The following is a 21,250-nucleotide window of genomic DNA, read 5'->3' on the forward strand; positions in this document are numbered from 1 at the left end:
GGGCTCGCACGGACGCTGCCGGACGGACACTTTCTGCGCAGCCGATCGATCATCGAGCTGCGCCGCGACCCGAGCAGGCTCGCGCCGACGATCAGCGAGTTCATCGCCGGATGCTGGGGTACGGAATCCGCTGACAAGCCTGTCCGGCACGGTGATTCGGACCAGCCCGCACTGCCCGATCACGAGATCGTCATCGTTGGCGCGGGTTTCGGCGGGATCGGCGCCGCGATCGAACTCCGGAAAGCCGGGTTCGACGATCTGGTGCTGCTGGAGCAGGCCGACGACATCGGCGGAACCTGGCGTGACAACATCTATCCGGGTGTCGCCGTCGACGTTTCCTCGTTCACCTATTCGTTCTCGTACGAGCCGAATCCGAACTGGTCACGGGTCTACGCGCCCGGTCGCGAGCTGAAGGAATATGCCGATCACTGCGTGCGCAAATATCACCTGCGCGACAAAATCCGGTTGCACACCTTGGTCACCGCCGCGGCATTCGACGAAACCAACCACCTCTGGCGGCTCACGCTCGCCGACCAGACTGTGCTGACGGCACGCTACCTCATTGCGGCCGTTGGCATTCTGACCCAACCCAAAATGCCCGACATACCGGGCATCGGCGACTTCGCGGGCAAGTCCCTGCACACGGTGCGCTGGGATCACCGCCACGACCTCACCGGTGCCCGGGTCGCGGTCATCGGCACCGGAGCGACTGCGGTACAGCTGGTTCCGGCCATCGCCGACCGAGTCGCGTCCTTGGCCATATTCCAGCGCACGCCGATCTGGGTGGGACCCAAGCCCGATGTGCCGATCCCGGCGCCCGTGCGCGCGGTGTTTCGCCGGATTCCCGGTGCGCAACAATCGTTTCGCGCGCTCACCACCGCGCTCACCGAGACCGTGATGACCGTCGGTATCGTGCACAACAAGCAGGTTCCGCTGCTGGTGCGGGCCATCGAACAGGTGTGTGCGGCCAATCTGCGCTACCAGGTGCCGGATGGGCGGCTGCGCGAAAAGCTCACGCCGCACTACGGATTCGGCTGTAAGCGGCCGACGTTCTCCAACCACTACTTCCGCACCTTCACCAGAGACCACGTCGAGCTGGTGACCGAACCGATCGAACGGATCACCGAGACCGGCGTCCGCACTCGTGACGGCGTGCACCGCGAGATCGACACGCTCATTCTGGCAACGGGATTCAAGGTATTCGAATACGGCAATGCGCCACCTTTCCCGGTATTCGGCAGTGGCGGAGGCGAGCTCGGTGAATGGTGGGACGAGCATCGCTACCAGGCGTACCAGGGCGCCTCGGTCCCCGGTTACCCGAACCTTTTCCTCATCGCCGGACCGTACGCGTTCACCGGCGGGTCCTACTTCCAGCTGATCGAGAATCAGTCCCGGCACGCGATGCGCTGCGTCGCGCACGCCCGCGACCGCGGCGCGACCCGTGTCGAGATCCGACCGGAAGCCCATCGGCGGTATTTCGAGTACGTCCAGCGTCGGCAGCCGAATACCGTGTTCTACAACAACAACTGCGCGGCGGCGAACAGCTACTACTTCGACAAGCACGGCGACGCACCGATCCTGCGGCCGTCCTCCGCGGTCGAATCCTGGTGGGACAGTCGCACCTTCCGTTTGTCGGATTACGAATTCCGCAGGGCTGCGAGCCTTTCCGAAGAATCCGGAGCCACCGAGGAGGCGGGCGCGTGACGCAGGTCGCCATCGACACGCCCATTCTTGTTGTGGGCGCGGGCTTTTCCGGCCTCGGCGTCGGCGTAAAGCTGGCCGAGGCCGGTTACCACTTCCGGATCGCCGAGCGCACCGACGATATCGGCGGCACCTGGCGGGACAATACCTATCCCGGTGTCGCCGTCGACATCACGTCGTTCAACTACTCGTTCTCCTGGGCGCCGAACCCGCGCTGGTCACGCGTCTACGCACCGGGCGGGGAGCTCAAGGCATACGCCGATCGGCTCGCCTCCGAATACGGTTTGCGGGACCGCATCGTATTCGGCGCCGAGATCACCGAATTGCGTTTCGACGAGCAGGCACATAGGTGGCGGTTCCGCATCGCCGATGGCCGTGTCGGGCGCGCCCGGTTCGTCATCACCGCGGTCGGCGGGCTCACCCAGCCCAAACCACCGGACATTCCCGAGCTGGCGACGTTCGCGGGCAAGACGATGCATACCGCGCGCTGGGACCACGATTACGACCTGACCGGCAGACGGGTCGGCGTGATCGGTACGGGTGCGACCGCGGTGCAACTGGTTCCGGCCATCGCCGATCGGGTCGCGCATCTAGAGGTGTTCCAGCGCACCCCGATCTGGGTGGTGCCCAAATTCGACGCGCCGATTCCGATCCCGCTGCGGCAACTGTTCGAGCGACTGCCCGCGACCCAGTCGACCGTCCGGCTGACGACCGGCGCGCTCACCGAGATGGTCATGGTTGTCGGAGCAACCTACGAACGGCAATTCCCATTGCTGCGCAAGACGATCGAGGCGCTGTGCCGGATGCACCTGCACGTGCAGGTGCCCGATCCGGCATTGCGCCGGCGGCTGACGCCCGCCTACGACTTCCTGTGTAAGCGGCCGACGTTCTCCAACCAGTATCTGCGCGCGTTCACCCGGCCGGACGTCGATCTGGTGACCGAGCCCATCGAACGGATCGTCGAGCACGGCATCCGTACTCGCGACGGAATGCTCCACCCGATCGACACGCTGATTCTCGCGACGGGATTCAAGGTATTCGAGCTCGGCAACACGCCACCGTTCCCGATATACGGCACGGGCGGCGTCGAACTGGGACGGTTCTGGCATGAGCACCGCTACCAGGCGTACGAGGGCGTGACGGTGCCGCGGTTTCCCAACCTGTTCGCGATCCTCGCACCGTATTCGCTGACCGGACCGTCGTATTTCGCGATGATCGAGGCATCGACGGCGCACATCCTGCGACTGCTGCGCGAAGCCGACCGGCGGAGCGCCACCTACGTCGAGATTCGCCAGGGGCCGCACGACGCCTACTTCGCCGATATTCTTCGCCGCCAACGCAATACCGTGTTCCTGGCCGCCAACTGCGCCGCCGCCAACAGCTACTATTTCGACCGACACGGCGACGCACCGATGCTGCGCCCCGCGTCCGGCCCCGAAATGTGGTGGCGGGCACGACATTTCCCGCTGAAGCACTATCGCTTTCGGACCGCGCCTGGCGCGCGGTCACAGCTGTGATCGACTGCGAGTCACCCCCGATCCGCCAGGGCGGGACCGGTGGCCCGCGATGCTGCTGGGGCCGGGCTCGACGACGAGGCGGGTCAGGGCGCCAGCGACGGCACGGCGGCGGATCTGGTGGTGCCCTACAACACCCCGCACTGCTTCGCCTCCGGTCCGTGTCGCGACCTCGAGGACGTGATGCGCTGGGTCAGGCGAATTCCGGAACCGCGGTCCGAGCGCCGTGGCTGCGGAATTCCTGTGGCGGACAACCATTCCAACGCCGGAAAGCGCGAATGAACGAGGCGGCCTCCGCATAACCTAACCGAGCGGCCACCTGCTCGGTGGTCATCCCGGTACGGGCGAGCAACGCCTCGGCCAGCGTTTGCCGCACCTCGTCGAGCAGTGCGCGGAACGAGGTGCCCTCCTCGGCGAGCCGCCGCGACAGCGTGCGCGGACTCATGAACAGTTCCGCGGCGACCGCGGCCTGATCCGGGATATCCCCCGGATCCCGGACCAGCATGGCACGCACCGCACCCGCGATTCCGGCTCGGGACCGCCTGTCCCGCAACAGCTCTCGGCACATCTGCGCACAGGTGTGTCGAGCCCATTCGTTGGCTTGGGGCAGCGGGACAGCCAAATAGGCACTGTCGAACGCTATCTCGTTCACGGGCGCGTCGAATTCCGGTTCGACGCCGAACATTTCGCGATGCCTGCCGGTGTCCGCGGGCGCCCGGTGCCGGAACCGGACACGACGGGCAGGCACGCCGACGGCGAACAGCTCCCGGCCGATCGTCTGGATTCCGGTCAGCACCCGCTCGGTCAGGAAGGGCCGAACATCCGCGGGCACCTCGTAATCGTCGAGCAGCAGCCGCGCCTCGCCACCGGATTCTTCGAAGGTCAACTGGCCGAATGCGAACGCGAGCTCGATGTACCGCAGTGCCACATCGATGGCGTCGCGCAGGGTGCTGCTGCTCAGCAGCGCCAGCCCCCACGGCCCGTACATCGAAATGTGGTAGCGGCCGCCCGCCGCGACGCCGAGGCCCGGTTCGGTGCCGAAGCGCGCGAGCAGGTTCCGGACCACGGCCAGTTCCGCCCGTGCGGTGGCCTCGGCGCTGGGATCGATCACGGATTCGGGTGTCAGCCCGGTGCCCGCCAGACAGGCCGCGGCGGGCATACCCCGCTCCCGAGCCATCAGCATCAGTACGTGCACGCTGGAGGTGTTCCGCAGCAGATCCCAATCGAACATGGCGCACCCAGTCCCCATCGACTTCCAACGATCGACCCCGCGCGAAACGGCGAGTGTCTCAGTCACCTATACCAATCACGGCGGCCGGATATGGGCACAATGACGAAAATACCGGCACCAGCGGTATCGGATACCTGGTCATGGTTGACCTTTCCTGCCACGAGGTGCGCACCAGGAGCCGGTCCGCCGCAACACGCAGAGTCATCGCCGGCGCTGCCCGTATCTTGACTCCAATTGCGGCGCAACGACATCCAGGGACCAACAATGACAGACGCTTTCGACTTCGACTGGTTGGTCGTCGGTTCCGGTTTCGGCGGCAGCGTGGCGGCGCTACGGCTCGCCGAAAAGTGCTACCGGGTCGGCGTGCTGGAGGCCGGACGCCGCTTCGCCGACACCGATTTCGCCGAACGCGCCGGACAGCTGCGGCGATACTACTTCCTGCCCGCGCTCGGCCTGCACGGCATCTTCCGGCCGACACTGTTCAAGGACGTTTTCGTGGTGACCGGCGCCGGGGTCGGCGGCGGCTCGCTCACCTACGCCAACACCCTCTATCGCAGCCGCCCGCGGTTCGCGACGAATCCGCAGTGGGCGCACCTCGCCGACTGGGACGGCGAACTCGCTCCGCACTACGAGATCGCCGAACGCATGCTAGGCGTGACCACCTACGACGAGGACGGCGAGGCGGATTCGCTGCTGCACGAATACGCTTACGAGCACGGATTCGCAGATACCTACGCCCGCAGTCGAGTCGGGGTGTTCCTCGGCAGGCCCGGCGAAACCGTGCCCGATCCGTACTTCGCCGGAGCCGGCCCGGAGCGCACCGGGTGTATCCGGTGCGGCGGCTGCCTGCTCGGCTGCCGGCACAACGCGAAGAACACCCTCGTCAAGAACTACCTGTGGTTCGCCGAACGCCGCGGGACGCGAATCATGGCGGAACGCACGGTGATCGACATCCGGCCGCGCGGATCCGCCGACGGCGCCGATGGTTACACGGTGACCACGGAGCGCACCGGTCGCTGGCTGCGACGCAAGCGACGCAGGCACACCGCACGCGGCGTCGTCATAGCCGCGGGCGCGCTCGGCACCAACCGATTATTGCTGCGCTGCAAGCTGTCCGGCGCACTACCGGGGCTGTCCGATCGGATCGGGCAACTGGTGCGCACCAACAGCGAATCGATCATCGCGATTACCGCGCCGGACGACACCAACGATTTCGCTCGCGGTCTCGCGCTGACCTCCGGTGCGTATCCGGTGCCCGACACCCATATCCAACCGGTCACCTACGGTTCCGGGGGTGACGCCATGTCGCTGCTGACCACACTGGCGATGCCGCGTGGCACTCGGCTCACACGCCCATTCCTATTCGCCGCCAACATAATTCGCCATCCAACCCGGTTTGCCAGGGCCAGCCGGATCCGGCACGCGTCCCGGCGCTCGATGCTGCTCACCACCATGCGATCCGTGGAAGACTCACTCGCGCTGCGGGTCCGGTTCCGGCTACCGACCGGATATCCGGTGCTTACCACCGAACAGGACCCGGAACACCCTATCCCCCGCCATATCCCGGCCGCATATGCTGCCGCCGAGTGGATTGCCGAGAAGATCGGCGGAGTGGTGCAGGCCGCCATACCGGAAGCGCTGCTGTCGATTCCGACCACTGCGCACCTGTTGGGCGGCGCCGTCATCGGCGAGTCCGAGGACCGCGGCGTGGTGAACGCCCGCCATGAGGTCTTCGGCTACCGCAACCTGCTGGTGTGCGACGGCGCGGCGGTACCGGCCAACGTCGGCGTCAACCCGAGCCTCACCATCACCGCCATGGCCGAGCGGGCGATGAGCTTCATCCCGGTCGCACCCGGCGCGACGCAGGCCCCGCCGATCCGGTTCAGCCGGGACACGCACGCGGGCAAGGGGGTGTGATTACCTGCGCCACTTGCGCATCCGATGCGCCGACGGCCCGGACGATCCCGCACTTGCGGACACCGTGATCACACTGCTGCCCGGCGCGACCGCGGGCGCTGGATCGTTACGCGGGCTGGTTCCCGGGTTATCCGCACTTTGATGTCGCGGCGGGCGCACATCCGCGCGCCCGAACCGATCGCCGCCGCCCTCGCCGACTTCATCCGCGCCAACCTGCCCTCGGCCCGGATCGCCCTCCTGACCTCAGCGGCCTGTCCGGCAAGGGCTTTCACGCCCCGACGGTGTTCACGATCATCTCCAATGTGCGGAAATGGCCGACCAGGACACACAATTCCAGCAACTGCCGCTCACTGTAGGTCCGGCGCAATTCCAACCAGGTGTCGTCCGCAATGATGAACTCCCGGTCGAGTTCGCGCACCGCCCGGTCGAGTATCGAATTCGCCTGCGGCTCTTGCCGAGTCATGGCCGCGCCCACCTCGGCCGCGGGAATGGTGGCAATTCCGGACATGGCCCTGCCGAACCAGCGCAGTCCAACTCGCAGCGCCGGATGCCCGCCCAGCGCCGCGTCCGCGCCCGGCAGCCATGGGTTCGCGGCATTCAGCCCGGAAATCGGCACGGCCTTCCCGGCGCGGGAACGCCGTGGTGCGGGGAGGATATTCCGGTCAGGCAGGCCGATGAGCGGCTCGTGCGGCATCCCCGCGCTCTCCTCCAGCAGCCCAAGCAACCGGTAATGCCCAGTGATGAAACAGATTTCGATGAGCTGACGATCCGTGACGCCGACCCGGCGCAACCAGCGCCGGGTCGGCGGCGCGATCACGTGGTGGTCGTGCAGGTCGTCGACCGCCCGCAGCAGCAACCGCTCCCGCGGATTCCAGTGCGCGTCCGACGGCCCCGCCGCGACCGCGTCGAGAAATGCGCGCCCCTTCCTGATCCGCCCCCACAGCGCATGCGCCGACCAGTGGTAGTAGTGCCCGGCATGCCAACTCGCCCGCAGCACAACGAGTTCGATATCGCCGTGCCGCAGTTCGGCAAGCGCCCACTGGCCGTACTCCGCCGGACCTTCCAGCGCGAACAGCGCCGCGAGCAGCCGCGGATGCACGGTGCCGATCCACCAGATCTGCGTCGTGCCCGGCAGGACGTACCGCAACCAGGCGGCCCTGGGAGTTATCCGGCGTTGCCGCGGCTGTGGCCAGCCGAGTCCGCATGACTGTTCACACATCACCGGCTCTTTCACGTCCGAGTTCGACCGCCGCGCTGCGAGCGAGCCTAGACCGCGCGGCGGATCCCGCCGCCCGACGCGACCACCACTGGCGGGGAATGCCAACGCCGCGTCCGATCCGGTCGGTCCCGGCGCGAAAGCCAACGGCACCGAATTGCTGCCGGCGCGGTAATCCCGACACTCCCCCACTGCAGAACGGCGCCTGAACAATCGTGGCCGACCAGACCCCTTCCTGAATCGGTCAGATGGATGACGTACTTGTCTGCTGGCGCTCATCTACCGTGCAGTTTGATTGCCACCAGATTGCTGTCCGATCAAATGGCTCGGCGTGTCGCTGTTTCGACACGCCCACGCAAGCCCATCTGCCGGAGGATCCCGACAGGAAACGATCTTCTTACGAACGTCACGAAGAGCACTTTCGACACCGAGCCGAGCAACGAAATCTACCATGATTTCGTCGAACTGGGACGGGACAGCGCGGGAACTCCACTCCAACTTTGCGTGTCATTTTGATCCGAAACCGCCGGGAATCCCCAGGACACACCGGGCCTCACCGGGACTTCGCAGATCCGCGGAACACGTTGAGCCAGTGTCGATTTCAGCCGAAATGAGCCTTCCACACACCCCTTCGGGAACAAATCAGGGTTGTCCCTGAGGTGGGGACAACGCCCTGGTCAGGGGCTCGGAGCTACCCCGAGACCAGCGAAAATCCCAACTTTGTTCCGATGGTGTCGTTACCGCGGGACAAAGGGTCGAGATCGAATTCGGACGATCCCACTCCGATGGGAGCGTACAAAGTATCGACCGAATCGTCCCGGACGACATCGGGCCGGATGCCGTCGGGCCGGATCCAGCTCGGCGAAACCTTCGGGCCTCACAGATGCACATCGAGCATTATTTCAGCTACCTGAAACATTCACTCTGAAATACACCATTATCATCGATCGGGTAAAAGTTAAAATCATCGTGGACGATATAGTTGACACCGATCGATCGGCGCTGGACATCTCACATCGAACGACTTAGACTGCAATTACTCGGGGAAGATCAAACCAGATGGAAACATGCGGAGTGGGGATCGATAATCATTGTCAGTGGATTGCCCAGAAAAGCTGAACCATAGTACAGGGCGCATCGCATCGCGGACATGTCCGGTCTACTCCATGATTGATATCGACCCTCCTTTCCGTGCGTTCCGATAACTCCCGCATGAAGATTCCCGAGTGTAATTCGGCAGTTCAGTAAAGGGGGGCTATGAAGCACATAGTCGAAATCGTCACCGCAGCAGACGCGGCACCCGAAGACTTCGCAAATATTTCCATTCCCGACCATTTTCGGGGAGTTGTCGTCCGAGCCGACGAAGTCAATATGTTCGACGGTCTGGATACCGCGAGCAAAGATCCGAGAAAATCTTTGCACATACAAGAGGTCCCGACGCCGGAGCCCGGTCCTGGCGAGGTGCTGGTTGCCTCGCTGGCCAGCGCGATAAATTACAACACCGTATGGTCCGCGATTTTCGAGCCTGCGCCGTCCATCGCCTTCGTCAAGCGGTTCGCCCGCATGGCCCCGCAATACGCGAAACACGATCTGCCCTATCAGGTACTCGGGTCGGATCTGGCGGGCGTCGTGCTCCGGGTCGGCCCTGGAGTGCAGCACTGGCGTCCCGGCGACCACGTGGTCGCGACAGCGCAGGTCACCACGTTCGACCTGCCGGATGGGCACGACGACACGATGATGGATCCGACCGGCCGGGCCTGGGGATTCGAAACGAATTACGGCGGCCTGGCGGAATTGTCGGTCGTCAATGCCACCCAGTTGATGCCCAAACCCGCGCACCTGACGTGGGAGGAAGCCGCCTGCTCAACCCTGTGTAATTCCACCGCCTATCGGCAATTGGTCTCGCACAACGGAGCGGCGATGAAACAGGGCGACACCGTGCTGATCTGGGGCGCTGCGGGTGGGCTGGGCGCCTACGCGACGCAGCTGGCGGTGCACGGCGGTGCGATTCCGGTATGCATGGTGTCCAGTCCCGAAAAGGCGGATATCGTGCGCAGCATGGGCGCCGAACTCGTCATCGATCGATCCGCCGAAGGATATCAATTCTGGCACAACGGCGAACCGAATCCGAAGGAGTGGAAGCGGCTGCGCAATCGGATCCGAGAACTGACCGGTGGGCACGATCCGGATATCGTCTTCGAACATCCGGGGCGCGAGACCATCGGCGCCAGCGTATTCGCGGCCCGGCACGGCGGAACCATCGTCACCTGCGCGGCTACAACCGGTTACGATATGTACTACGACAACCGCTATCTCTGGATGTCGTTGAAACGGATCATCGGAACCCATTTCGCCAATTACCGCGAGGCCTGGGAGGCGAATCGGCTCATCGCGCTGGGCAGAATTCATCCGGTATTGTCGGCCGTTTATCAGCTGCCGGAGACCGGCGCCGCCGCATACGAGGTGCACCGCAATCGGCACTGCGGAAAGGTCGGTGTACTGTGCCTGGCGCCGCAGGAGGGTCTCGGGGTGACCGATCCGGAAACCCGGGCGAAGCACGCCGCCGCCATCAATCGATTTCGCAGGAACTGACGTCGAATCAATTGTAGATACGAAAGGGCAGGATCGATGCCGAACACTCCGAAGATGGAAATCGTCCGGGCGGAGCGAGACAACCTGCTCGCGCTGTGTAAGCAGCTGTCGCCCGAGGAGTGGTCGGCGCCCAGCGATTGCGCGGGGTGGACGGTACAGGACGTCATCGCCCACCTGGCGTCGATCGCACACGGTGGACTGGTGCCATGGCAACTGGCCAAGGGCAAGACCGGCGACGAAATCAACGAAAAGATGGTCGCGGCACGGCGCGGACGTTCATCGGCGGAAATTCTGCGGGAATTCGAGCTCTGGACCGGACGGTTCGTCAAGGCGGTCGGATTTCTGCAGCTTCCGGTATTGCGTGATATTCCAGTGCCGCTGCCCGGCATCGGGCGATATCCGATCGGAATGCTGGCGAATTCCACGGTATTCGACGTCTACCTGCATATGCGGTACGACATCCTCACTCCGGTCGGCCCCGTCGACCGGCGGGTTCCCGAACCGCCCGCCGGTGCGGTGGAAACCATCCTCGAATGGATCCGGCTGGGCTTACCGCAGATGTGCCGCGAGAAACTCTTGTGGTTGAAGGATCCGGTGGTGCTGGAGCTGACCGGTCCGGAGGGCGCGGTATGGCGCGTGCAGCCGCGCCCCGGCCGGATCGCCGAGGTGATCCGCGACGATTCCGCGATGGCACCGGCCCGCATCACCACCCGGGCCGACGATTTCATCGTGTGGTCCACCCGCCGCCGCGACTGGCGGGAATTCACCGTGAAATTGGAGGGCGAGATCGCCGAACGCTTCTGCGACAGCGTGCACATCGTGTGATCGAGCACTCCGGCCGCATCAGGCCGATCTCACCAAGAGGGGGACGAATTGAGCAGATTTACCGAGTTGCTTTATGCCAGAGCCGATTCCACGAGTCGCGGCATGGTCACGGGTGAACCGGACGCGCCAATGCGCCGGTCCTGGAACGATATTCACCGGCTCGCCCGGCGTATGGCCGGAACACTCGCGCGCTACGGCGTCGGTCCGGGCGATTCGGTCGGCATACTCGCCGGACTTCCAGCGGACGTGGCACCGGCGACGCAGGCCGTGTGGATCCGCGGCGCTGCGGTGACGATGCTGCATCAACCGACTCCGCGGACCGATCGGACGCAGTGGGGTGCGAATACCCGCCGAATCGCCGACATGATCTCCGCAAAGGTGGTCGTCATCGGAGCACCCTTCGAATGGGCGATCCCGGTCGTCACCAGCTCCGGCGCGACCGCCATCACCATTTCCGAGCTGGCCGCCGGTGCGGAAATCGAACCCGTCGCCGCGGCGGAACACGATATTGCGCTGCAGCAGTTGACATCAGGTTCCACCGGATTTCCGAAAGCAGTTCGGATAACTCATTCGAATCTCTTCCACAATAATGCCGCCATTGCGGATCGATTCGAGCTCGCGACCGACCGCGACGTGCTGATCAGCTGGTTGCCCCTCTTTCACGATATGGGCATGATCGGATTCCTCACCATGCCAATGCAATTGGGACTGGAGACGGTGAACGTCACCCCCATGGACTTTCTCCGCGATCCGACGCTCTGGGCCCGGCTCATCGACACCTACCGCGGCACGATCACCGCCGCACCGAATTTCGCCTATGCGATCCTCGCGCGACAACTCGTCCGACTACCCGAGGATGCGCTCGATCTGCGCAGCATGCGCAGCATGTGGAACGGCGCGGAGCCGGTCGACGCGGACACCATGGCCGCCTTCGCCGAGGCCGGCGGGCGCTTCGGATTGTCGCCGTCGGCGCTCACGCCCTGCTACGGGATGGCCGAAACCACCTTGGCCACCAGCGCGCCCGACTCCCCGACCGGAGTCGTGGTCGACACGGTCGACGCGGACGTGCTGGCCGCCGAGCACCGCGCGCTTCCGGCCTCGACCGGCAATCTTCGCCGACTCGTCACGCTGGGCAGCCTGATCGGCGGAATGACCGGGCGCGTGGTCGACGCGCAGGGCCGCGCACTGCCGGCCAGATCCGTCGGCGTCATCCAGGTCAGCGGCCCATCCGTGGCCGAGGAATATGTGACGGAGCGCGGCACCGTCACCGCACGCACCGCCGACGGCTGGCTCGACACCGGCGATATCGGCTATTTCACCGAAGACGGCGCGGTCGTGGTCTGCGGCCGGATGAAGGACGTCATCATCATCGAGGGCCGGAATATCTATCCGACCGATATCGAACGTGCCGCGGCGACCGTGGCGGGCGTCCGGCCCGGAAATGTGGTCGCGGCCCGGACAGACACCTTCGGCGTCCGGGAAAGTTTCATCGTGACGGCCGAGACGGAGCGGCACGGCGCCGCCGACGATGCGGCGCGCATCGAACGCCAGATCGTGCAGGCCGTATTCGACGAGGTCGGGGTGCGCCCGCTGGAGGTGCGAATCGTCGCACCCGGATCGGTGCCCAAGACCTCGTCCGGCAAATTGCGGCGCTCGCTCACCGTAGCGAGCGCAGATCCCCGCTGAATCAACAACATTCGTCCGTACCGCCGACGGATTTCGCGTGCCGCATAGTTATGGGAGGGCCTCGATGACTGCGCACACATCCGACACCACCGATCTACCGACCGAACAGCCCGACCGGTCCGACATTCAGGACTGGCTGATCACCGAACTGGCCGAGCGGCTCGGCAAACAGCCCGCGGAAGTGGATGTGCACACTCCGTTGACCGCGCTCGGCATCAGCTCCGTCGAGGTCGTCGAGCTGGCGAACGCGCTGTCGGATTGGCTCGCGAAACCCGTTGCACCGGCTCTGATCTGGGATTACCCGACGGTCGCCGAACTGGCTCGGCAGCTGACCGAGGACGAATTCGCCTCGCCCCGAACCGATCACGCACAGGCCAACACGCTCGAGGAGCCGATTGCCATCGTCGGCATGGCCTGTCGCTTCCCCGGCGGCGTGAGCTCGCCCGAACAACTGTGGCAGCTGTTGAACGCGGGCGGCGACGCGATCTCGGAATTCCCCACCGACCGGGGCTGGGATCTGACCAGCCTCTTCGATGACGATCCGGACCACCCGCGAACCTCCTACACCCGACAAGGTGGATTCCTGCACCAAGTCGCCGATTTCGACGCGGCATTCTTCGAAATGAGCCCGCGGGAGGCCCTCGCCACCGATCCCCAACAGCGGCTGTTGCTGGAATTAGCCTGGGAGACATGTGAAAACGCGGGCATCGACCCGAACTCGCTGCGCGGCAGCAGCACCGGCGTATACGTCGGCATCAGCGCGCTCGAACATGCCGGTACTCTGTGGAATTCGCATGCGGCGCTGGTAGAAGGGCACCGAATTCCTGGCGGGCTCGGCAGCATTGTTTCGGGTCGGGTTGCCTACACCTTCGGCCTGGAGGGCCCTGCGATCACGATCGATACCGCCTGTTCCTCGTCGCTGGTCGCCCTGCATCTGGCACGGCAAGCGCTGCGCGACGGCGAGTGCCGGGCCGCATTCGTCGGTGGCGTTTCGGTCCTGACCACGCCGACGGCGTTCATCGAGATCTCGCGGCAGCGTGGTCTTTCGCCCGACGGGCGCTGCAAGGCCTTCGCCGCAGCCGCCGATGGTGTCGGATGGGCCGAGGGCGCGGGATTGATTCTGGTCGAACGACTCTCGGACGCTCAGCGGGCCGGACACCGCGTACTCGCCGTGGTCCGGGGATCCGCGGTGAATCAGGACGGTGCGTCCAACGGACTGTCGGCGCCCCGGGGTGTGGCCCAGCAGAAGGTGATCGGGCAGGCGCTGACGAGCGCGGGTATTCATCCGGACGAGGTCGACGTGGTGGAGGCCCACGGCACCGGAACCACGCTCGGCGATCCGATCGAGGCACAGGCGCTGCTCGCCACCTATGGTCGCAATCGCACCGCGGGCCCGCTGCTGGTCGGATCGATCAAATCGAATATCGGCCACACCCAGGCGGCTGCGGGCATCGCGGGCGTGCTGAAGATGGTGCTGGCGATGCGGCACGACCGGCTGCCGAAATCCCTGCACATCGATCGACCGACGCCGCACGTGGATTGGACATCGGGAACGCTTGCCCTGCTGGACGACTCGCGACCGTGGCCGCGCAACCACCGGCCGCGCCGGGCGGGCGTGTCCTCGTTCGGCGTCAGCGGCACCAATGCGCACGTCATCCTCGAGGAGCCACCGTCGACGCCGCCGCGCCCCGCGACGGGGAGGACCGCCGCGATCCCGTGGCTGCTCTCGGCGAAAAGCCGTGCGGCACTGCGTGCTCAGGCCGACCGGTTGGCGACGTGGGTGGAGGAGAACCCGGAGCCCACGGAAGACGAGATCGCCCGAACCTTGGCAACGGGCCGGGCGCGCCTCGACTACCGTGCGGCAGTGTTCGGCCCCGATCGGCATCGGCTGGTCGCCGAGCTGCGCGCACTCGCGCTGGGGGAACCGTCGGCCGATGTCGTGCAGGGCCGCGTCAGCCCTGGCGAAGTGGCCTTCGTATTCCCCGGACAGGGTTCGCAGTGGCCGGGTATGGCGGTTGAACTCCTCGACATCGCACCGGTTTTCGGCGACAAGGTCGCCCAGTGCGATGCGGCGTTCGCCGGCCTGCTCGACTTCCGGGTCGAGGATGTGCTGCGCGGGGCCGCGGGCGCTCCCGCACTCGAACGCATCGAGGTTGTCCAACCGGTGCTCTTCGCGACGATGGTGGCGCTGGCCGAGCTGTGGCGGTCGTTCGGTGTGACGCCCAGCGCGGTGGTCGGCCACTCACAGGGCGAGATCGCGGCCGCGCACGTGGCGGGCGCGTTGACGCTGCCGGACGCCGCGCGTGTGGTGGCCGTGCGCAGCAGGGTGCTCGCGACGGTGGCCGGTGTCGGCGGGATGGCATCGATCGCGTTGCCATTGGCCGAAATCACCAGGCGGATCGCTGAATTGGGCGACGGCATCTGGATCGCCGCGGTCAACGGACCGGCCGCGGTCGTGGTGACCGGAGCGATGGACCTGCTCGAGCAATTGGTGCAGGACTGTGCGGACGCCGGGGCCCGCACCCGCCTGCTCGGGCTCGGCGGCGCCGGGCATTCACCCGCGGTCGAGCCGGTGCGGGGACAACTGATCGCGGGCATCGCAGGCATCGAACCGCAGTCCTGCCCGATCCAGTTCTATTCGGCCACGGCGGGCGGCCCGATCGACGGCGCCGAGCTCGACGCCGAGTATTGGTACCGCAACGCCAGGCACGCGGTCCACTTCGAACCTGCGGTCCGGTCCATGGTGCAGCGCGAATTTCGCACCTTCGTCGAGGTGAGCCCGCATCCGGTGCTGTCGTCCTCGGTGCAGCAGACCATCGATGACGATCCCACCCGCTACGCTGTCGTCGCCAGCCTGCGCCGCGGCGAGGGCGGGCTCGATCGGTTCGCGCGGTCGCTGGCGGCAGCCCATGTGCACGGCGTTGACGTCGATTGGCGTTCCACCGCCGGCGAACTCGTCACGTTGCCGACGTATGCCTTTCAGCGGCAACGGTTCTGGCTCCCCGCACCGCAAGATGCGGGGAACGAATCCGCGACGGCCGAGCTGGACACGCTCATACCGGCCAATGAACGAATGGCCGCGCTGACACCGCAGAGCGCGGCAGAACTCGTCAAGGCACAGGCCGCAGTGGTGCTCGGACATCATTCGAGCGCGTCGGTGGACGACCAGCTCACCCTCAAGGAACTCGGTTTCACCTCACTCACGGCGCTCGAGCTCCGCAATCGACTCGCCGCCGAATGCGGTGTCGCCATCGAAATGAGTTCGGTGCTCGGTGATCTCACCATCGAGGGCTTCTCCGAATACCTGGCCCGCCGGACCGGGTCAGGCGAACAGGCCGGGGCGATCGAGCAGGTTCGGCCCGATCCGGACAGCAGGCACGAACCCTTCCCACTGACCGAGATCCAGCAGGCCTATCTGATCGGCCGCGGACAGTCCTACGACCTCGGCGGCGTTGCGACGTATTTCTACGCCGAATTCGATATCCCGCAACTGGATCCGGACCGGCTACAGGAAGCGATCCGGCGCACCATCGCGCGCCACGACATGCTCCGGGCGATCGTGCTGCCGGACGGAACCCAGCGCATTCTCGAACAGACCGAACCCTATGTGCTCAACGCCTCGGACCTTTCGGCCATGGACGGTGCGGAGGCGGACGACTTCCTCGCGGCGGTTCGAGCGGAGATGTCGCATCAGGTCCTGCCGACGGATCGGTGGCCGCTGTTCGATATCCGCTGTCACCGGCTCGCATCCGGCGCCTCCCGGGTTCATATCGGGATAGACCTGCTGATCGCCGATGGATACAGCATCTTCCTCCTGCTGCGCGACGGCGTCCGCGCGTATCTGGACGCGTCGAATTTCGCTTCCGCACCGGGGATTTCGTTCCGTGACTATGTGCTGGCCCGGTCGCGGTTCGAGCATTCGGAGGCCTATGCCACGGCCCGGCAGTACTGGCAGAACCGGCTCGGGTCGTTGCCGCAGGCGCCCGATCTTCCGGTTTCCCGGCAGTCCACGCACGCCGGTCTGCGTTATCGGCGGCGGGAGATGTCGCTGGATCACGCTGCCTGGCAACGGTTCCGGGACCGAGCGCAGCAGTTCGGCGTCACCCCATCCGCCCTGGTGTGCACGGCATACGCCGAAATACTCGGCACCTGGAGCGAAAACCAGCACTTCACGCTGAATCTGACGCTCGGCGAACGCCTTCCGCTACATCCGGATGTCGCCGAACTGGTCGGAGACTTCACCTCCACGCTACTGCTGGAGGTCGACTCTTGCGGCACGGACACCGTTGCCGAGAAGGCGCGGCGGCTGCATCGCCAGCTCACCCACGATCTGGACCACAGCAGGTATCCAGGCGTCGCCGTCCAGCGGGACCTCGCCAGGGCCGCCGGTGCGCCGGTCGCGATGCCGGTCGTATTCACCAGTTTCATGGATATCCCACTCGGCGAACGCGATATGGAGATGATCCGGCGCGGCTGGGACAGCCTGGTGTTCTCCGCCAGCCAGACGCCACAGGTGTACCTCGATCACGCCGCCATCGATATCGGCGACGGGCTGCTGCTCGCGTGGGAGACCCCGGACGAGCTGTTCCCAGACGGCGTGCTGGACGAAATGTTCGCCGCCTACCGGGATTTGCTGACGGCGATCGCCGACGGTGCCGACCGGCTGCCACGAACCTCGTTCGCCGCAAGCCAATTCGAACTGCGCGAGCGGGTGAACGACACCGCGGCTCCGATTCCGGACCACCTGCTCCACTCGGCGATCGCCGCCGTGGCGGCGGACCGGCCGGATGCGCCCGCCGTCATCGCGGCCGATTCGACGGTGTCCTACGGCGAGCTCGACCGCCGCGCGAACCAAATCGCCGGGCGGCTGCGTAATCTCGGCGCGCGGCCCGGCATGCTGGTGGCCGTCGTTATGACGAAGGGGTGGCAGCAGGTGGTGGCCACACTCGGCGTCTTGCGTTCGGGCGCAGCGTATTTGCCGATCGATGCGAGCCTGCCGCGGCAGCGCGTGGACCGGCTGCTGGAGCTGGGCGAGATCGCGCTCGCGCTGACCCGAACCGCGGACGACGCGTCCATCGCGTGGCCGGATGACATCCGTCGCCTCGTCGTGGACGACGATTCCGCATGGGAAAACGTCGACGACTCCCCCATCGAGGAGGTCGCGGGACCGGAGGACGTGGCGTACGTGATCTTCACCTCCGGCTCCACCGGAGAACCGAAAGGCGTGACGATCCAGCACCGCGCGGTGGTCAACACCATTGCCGACTGCCTGGCCCGCTTCCGAATCACCGCTGACGACAGGGTCTTCGGATTGTCGTCGCTGAGCTTCGATCTATCGGTATTCGATATCTTCGCCACCCTCGCGGCGGGCGCCGCCCTCGTGCTGCCGGAGCCGGCGGCTCTCCGCGATCCGACGCGATGGGCTGAAGCGATTCGGGCCCATGGGATCTCGATCTGGAATTCGGTCCCCGCGCTGTTCGACCTGCTGATGGACTATGCCGCCGAACGTCCCGACGCACTCGGCCGATCGCTGCGCCTGGCGATGTTGAGCGGTGACTGGATCCCGGTCGAGCTTCCAGCCAGGGCGCGAAAGGTGGTGCCGGACATCGAGATCGCCGGTATGGGCGGTGCGACCGAGGCATCGATCTGGTCGGTGCTGTACCCGATCGGCACCGTCGATCCGACATGGCCGAGCATCCCGTACGGAATGCCGATGGCGAATCAGACCCTGCACATTCTGGACGAGGATCTCGAGCCGCGCCCGGAATGGGTTCCCGGCGATCTGTACATCGGCGGTATCGGCCTGGCACACGGATATTGGCGGGATCCGCAGCGGACCGGCGAACGGTTCCTTATACATCCGCGAACCGGCGAACGGTTGTACCGCACCGGAGATCGCGGCAGGTACCTGCCGGACGGGAATATCGAATTCCTCGGTCGGGTCGATACTCAGATCAAGATCCGCGGCTTCCGCGTCGAACTCGGCGAGATCGAGGCGAATCTGTTGCGGCACCCGGACATCGGAGCGGCGGCGGTCACCGTCGAGGGCGATCGGCGCGGCGCCCGGCAGTTGGTCGCGTACTGCGTCGCCGATCGGGACGGGGTGGATCCGGACAGGCTCCACGAGTACCTCGGCGCGCGCCTCCCGGACTACATGGTGCCCGCGCACTACGTACTGCTCGACAGTATGCCGCTGTCCCCCAACGGGAAGATCGATCGTGGCAGGCTGCGCCGCGCCGAAGCCGAACCGGCGGCGACGAGCATTCCGGCGGCCGGACGGCATGAGGTGGAGAACCTGCTGATCCGGATCTGGCGGGAGGTCCTCGCGGTCTCGGCGGTCGGCCGCGACGACGACCTGTTCCAGTTGGGCGGCGATTCGCTGCTGGCCATGCGGGTGGTCGCGAAGGCGCGGGCGGCGGGCTACCGGATCGACCCCGCGATCATATTCCGCCGCGGAACCCTCGCGGAACTGGCGGCGACCGCGACTCCCGACGCGGGCGGCACGGCCGATCAGGCGCTGAGCGTCGGCGACGTCGAGCTCACGCCGAGCCAATTGTGGTTCCTGGAACACGATTTCGCCGATGCACAGCACTGGAACGGCTTCTGGCCTTTGATCTCGGTCCCCGAACCACTGGATCCGGCTATGCTGGAACAGGCTCTGTACCATGTCCTGCTCCACCACGACGCCCTCCGAGTGGCTCTGCACCGGGACGAAAATGGTTGGCGCGCAACGATCGCCGATGCGGCGGCGGCCGAGGACCCACCGTTCTCGGTGGTCGATCTCTCGGCGTTGCACGGACGCAGGCTCCGGGCCGCCATGGAAACGATGTGCACGGCGATACAGGGAAGCTTCCGGCTATCGAGGGCGCCGATGGTCAAACTCACCTACTTCGACCTCGGACCCGGCCGCGCGGGTCGGCTGCACCTCGCCACCCACTGGGCCGTCATGGACTACTACTCGTCCCGGATCTTCTTCGAGGATCTCCGCTCGGCGTACGCGCAGCTGCGCGACGGCGAGGAGGTCGAATTACCACCCAAGACAACGTCATTGCAGACCTATGCGATGCGGTTGCGCGAACGCGCACAGGCCGAGGACCTGCGCGCCGAACTCCCGCTCTGGACCGACCCGGAGCGGGCCGAGGGCGCGTCGCTGCCCCGCGATTTCGAACACGGACCCAACGATCAGGCCTCCGCACGCCAGCTCGCCTTCATCTTCGGCCCGGAACTGACCGAGGCGGTCACCCAGACCTTGCCGGTGCAGCTCGGGATCGACGTCACCGACGTGCTGTTGACCGCGGTGGGCCGGGCTGTGACCCGCTGGACCGGCGCGAGCTCGCTGCTGGTCGAGGTCGAGGGCCACGGCCGGGCCCAGGACATCGCCGGTGTCGACATCTCGCGCACGATCGGGCGGTGCTCCACGGTCACCCCGATGCATCTGCGGTTCGCCGCGGCGCAGGATCGGCGGGAGGCGCTGCGGTCGGTGGCGGAGCAGGTCCGACGCTATCCACGACAGGGCGCCGGGTACGGCATGCTGCGGTATCTGAGCACGGATCCCGTTGTGCGCGAGGCACTTACCGCTGCCCCAGCGGCACAGGTCCGATTCAACTACTGGGGGCAGGCGAACGAATACCTCGCCGACGCCGTCTGGCCGTTCCAGGAATCCCCCGGCGTGCTGGTCAGCCCGCGCGGCCATCGGGAAACGGTGCTCGACGTATTCGGCGCGACGGTCGAGGGGCGGCTGATTCTCATCCTGGTGTACAGCGCGAATCTACACAGCCCGGTGACCATTCGAGCGGTCGGCGACTATCTCGCGGCGGAACTCGGTGCGCTGGTTGACGATTCGGACGGCCGGGCCGATATCTACGCCCGGCCGACCGTCGTCCCGCTCACCGCGCATCCCGCGTCGCGGGCCATCGGACTCGTTTCCGGCGAGGCCCTGCGCCACGGAGCGAGACTGCGGCGCCGGGCCGGAGCGGCAATCGAACGGATCACCCGCGGCAGCGATCGAAAGGCAACATTGTGAGCATCGTCCCGGACGAGTCGGAAATACTGGAGGATTCGATCTTCGGCTACCGCGTCCGCCTGACGAAACACGGCGACGTGTTGCATATGGAGATATGGGCGGATCCCGGCGGCGGCGCGCCCATCGCACACCGGCATCCCGGCCAGGAGGAGCGATTCGAAATACTCGACGGCGAGGTCACCTTCCGCCGCCGCGGCGAGAAACGGAAAACCGGTCCGGGCGACCGGATCACGATACCGGCCGGCGCGAGTCATTCGTATGTGAACACCGGGAGCGGGATCGCGCACCTGCACGTCGAATTCGAGCCGGCATCCAATATGGATGCATTCTTCCGCGAGGGTCTCGCGATGATGAAGGCTGGGAAGCTCGTGAAAGTCGCCGGCCGACCCGTGCCACGCAATTTCGCGGCGGTGCTCGAAATGGCGGAGTTGTTCGATCGCTTCCGGCACACGATGGCGATCGCGCCACCGGCGCAGAAGGTGATCTCGCTGCTCGCCGATATCGAGCGGCGCCGACGCCTGCGGCAGCGGCGACACGATCGGTGA

Annotated in this window: 11 protein-coding genes; 9 read left to right on the forward strand and 2 right to left on the reverse strand. The window is 65.9% G+C overall.

What is annotated here, in order from left to right; all coding sequences use genetic code 11:
- Positions 1 to 171: 171 nt before the first annotated feature.
- Together F5544_RS46670 and F5544_RS31575 are read left to right on the forward strand one after the other, a co-directional pair.
- Positions 172 to 1,704 carry a flavin-containing monooxygenase gene (locus F5544_RS46670; protein WP_238847506.1) on the forward strand — a complete coding sequence of 511 codons (1,533 nt, stop codon included), beginning with the start codon at positions 172 to 174 and terminating at the stop codon, positions 1,702 to 1,704.
- Positions 1,701 to 3,218, forward strand: a complete 1,518-nt coding sequence (locus F5544_RS31575) for a flavin-containing monooxygenase (RefSeq protein WP_203217388.1) — start codon at positions 1,701 to 1,703, stop codon at positions 3,216 to 3,218. Before F5544_RS46670 ends, F5544_RS31575 begins: the two co-directional genes overlap by 4 nt.
- 190 nt (positions 3,219 to 3,408) lie before the next feature.
- Here the strand turns inward: F5544_RS31575 and F5544_RS31580 are convergent, their stop codons facing one another.
- Positions 3,409 to 4,446, reverse strand: a complete 1,038-nt coding sequence (locus F5544_RS31580; protein WP_167476561.1) for an AraC family transcriptional regulator — start codon at positions 4,444 to 4,446, stop codon at positions 3,409 to 3,411.
- A gap of 264 nt (positions 4,447 to 4,710) precedes the next feature.
- Between F5544_RS31580 and F5544_RS31585 the strand changes: the two genes are divergently transcribed.
- The gene (locus F5544_RS31585) at positions 4,711 to 6,363 is read left to right on the forward strand and encodes a GMC family oxidoreductase (protein ID WP_167476562.1); all 1,653 of its coding nucleotides are present in this window, start codon (positions 4,711 to 4,713) and stop codon (positions 6,361 to 6,363) included.
- A gap of 268 nt (positions 6,364 to 6,631) precedes the next feature.
- Here the strand turns inward: F5544_RS31585 and F5544_RS31590 are convergent, their stop codons facing one another.
- Positions 6,632 to 7,582, reverse strand: coding sequence for a carboxymuconolactone decarboxylase family protein (locus F5544_RS31590; protein ID WP_167476563.1), 951 nt, complete (start codon positions 7,580 to 7,582; stop codon positions 6,632 to 6,634).
- 670 nt (positions 7,583 to 8,252) lie between these two features.
- Here F5544_RS31590 and F5544_RS47660 point away from each other — a divergent pair.
- The 6 genes from F5544_RS47660 (at position 8,253) to F5544_RS31620 (ending at position 21,250) form a co-directional block, all read left to right on the forward strand.
- Complete coding sequence (locus tag F5544_RS47660) at positions 8,253 to 8,507, forward strand: arabinosyltransferase C-terminal domain-containing protein (protein WP_167479603.1); 255 nt, start codon at positions 8,253 to 8,255, stop codon at positions 8,505 to 8,507.
- Between the two features lie 329 nt (positions 8,508 to 8,836).
- Positions 8,837 to 10,171, forward strand: coding sequence for a crotonyl-CoA carboxylase/reductase (gene ccrA, locus F5544_RS31600; RefSeq protein ID WP_167476564.1), 1,335 nt, complete (start codon positions 8,837 to 8,839; stop codon positions 10,169 to 10,171).
- A 54-nt stretch (positions 10,172 to 10,225) separates the two neighbouring features.
- The gene (locus tag F5544_RS31605; protein WP_167476565.1) at positions 10,226 to 10,996 is read left to right on the forward strand and encodes a maleylpyruvate isomerase family mycothiol-dependent enzyme; all 771 of its coding nucleotides are present in this window, start codon (positions 10,226 to 10,228) and stop codon (positions 10,994 to 10,996) included.
- Positions 10,997 to 11,044: 48 nt separating this feature from the next.
- Positions 11,045 to 12,682, forward strand: coding sequence for a fatty acyl-AMP ligase (locus tag F5544_RS31610; protein WP_167476566.1), 1,638 nt, complete (start codon positions 11,045 to 11,047; stop codon positions 12,680 to 12,682).
- A gap of 64 nt (positions 12,683 to 12,746) precedes the next feature.
- Complete coding sequence (locus tag F5544_RS31615; protein ID WP_167476567.1) at positions 12,747 to 20,705, forward strand: non-ribosomal peptide synthetase/type I polyketide synthase; 7,959 nt, start codon at positions 12,747 to 12,749, stop codon at positions 20,703 to 20,705.
- On the forward strand, positions 20,702 to 21,250 hold the full coding sequence (locus tag F5544_RS31620) for a cupin domain-containing protein (RefSeq protein WP_167476568.1): 549 nt from the start codon (positions 20,702 to 20,704) through the stop codon (positions 21,248 to 21,250). Before F5544_RS31615 ends, F5544_RS31620 begins: the two co-directional genes overlap by 4 nt.

Origin of the sequence: Nocardia arthritidis, assembly GCF_011801145.1 — a bacterium.
GTDB lineage: Bacteria > Actinomycetota > Actinomycetes > Mycobacteriales > Mycobacteriaceae > Nocardia > Nocardia arthritidis_A.

What these genes read in the sequence shown, in the direction of transcription:
- F5544_RS31580 (WP_167476561.1), bottom strand. Translation starts at nt 4,446, where the DNA reads ATGTTCGATTGGGATCTGCTGCGGAACACCTCCAGCGTGCACGTACTG.
- F5544_RS31585 (WP_167476562.1), top strand. Translation starts at nt 4,711, where the DNA reads ATGACAGACGCTTTCGACTTCGACTGGTTGGTCGTCGGTTCCGGTTTC.
- F5544_RS31590 (WP_167476563.1), bottom strand. Translation starts at nt 7,582, where the DNA reads ATGTGTGAACAGTCATGCGGACTCGGCTGGCCACAGCCGCGGCAACGC.
- ccrA (WP_167476564.1), top strand. Translation starts at nt 8,837, where the DNA reads ATGAAGCACATAGTCGAAATCGTCACCGCAGCAGACGCGGCACCCGAA.
- F5544_RS31605 (WP_167476565.1), top strand. Translation starts at nt 10,226, where the DNA reads ATGGAAATCGTCCGGGCGGAGCGAGACAACCTGCTCGCGCTGTGTAAG.
- F5544_RS31615 (WP_167476567.1), top strand. Translation starts at nt 12,747, where the DNA reads ATGACTGCGCACACATCCGACACCACCGATCTACCGACCGAACAGCCC.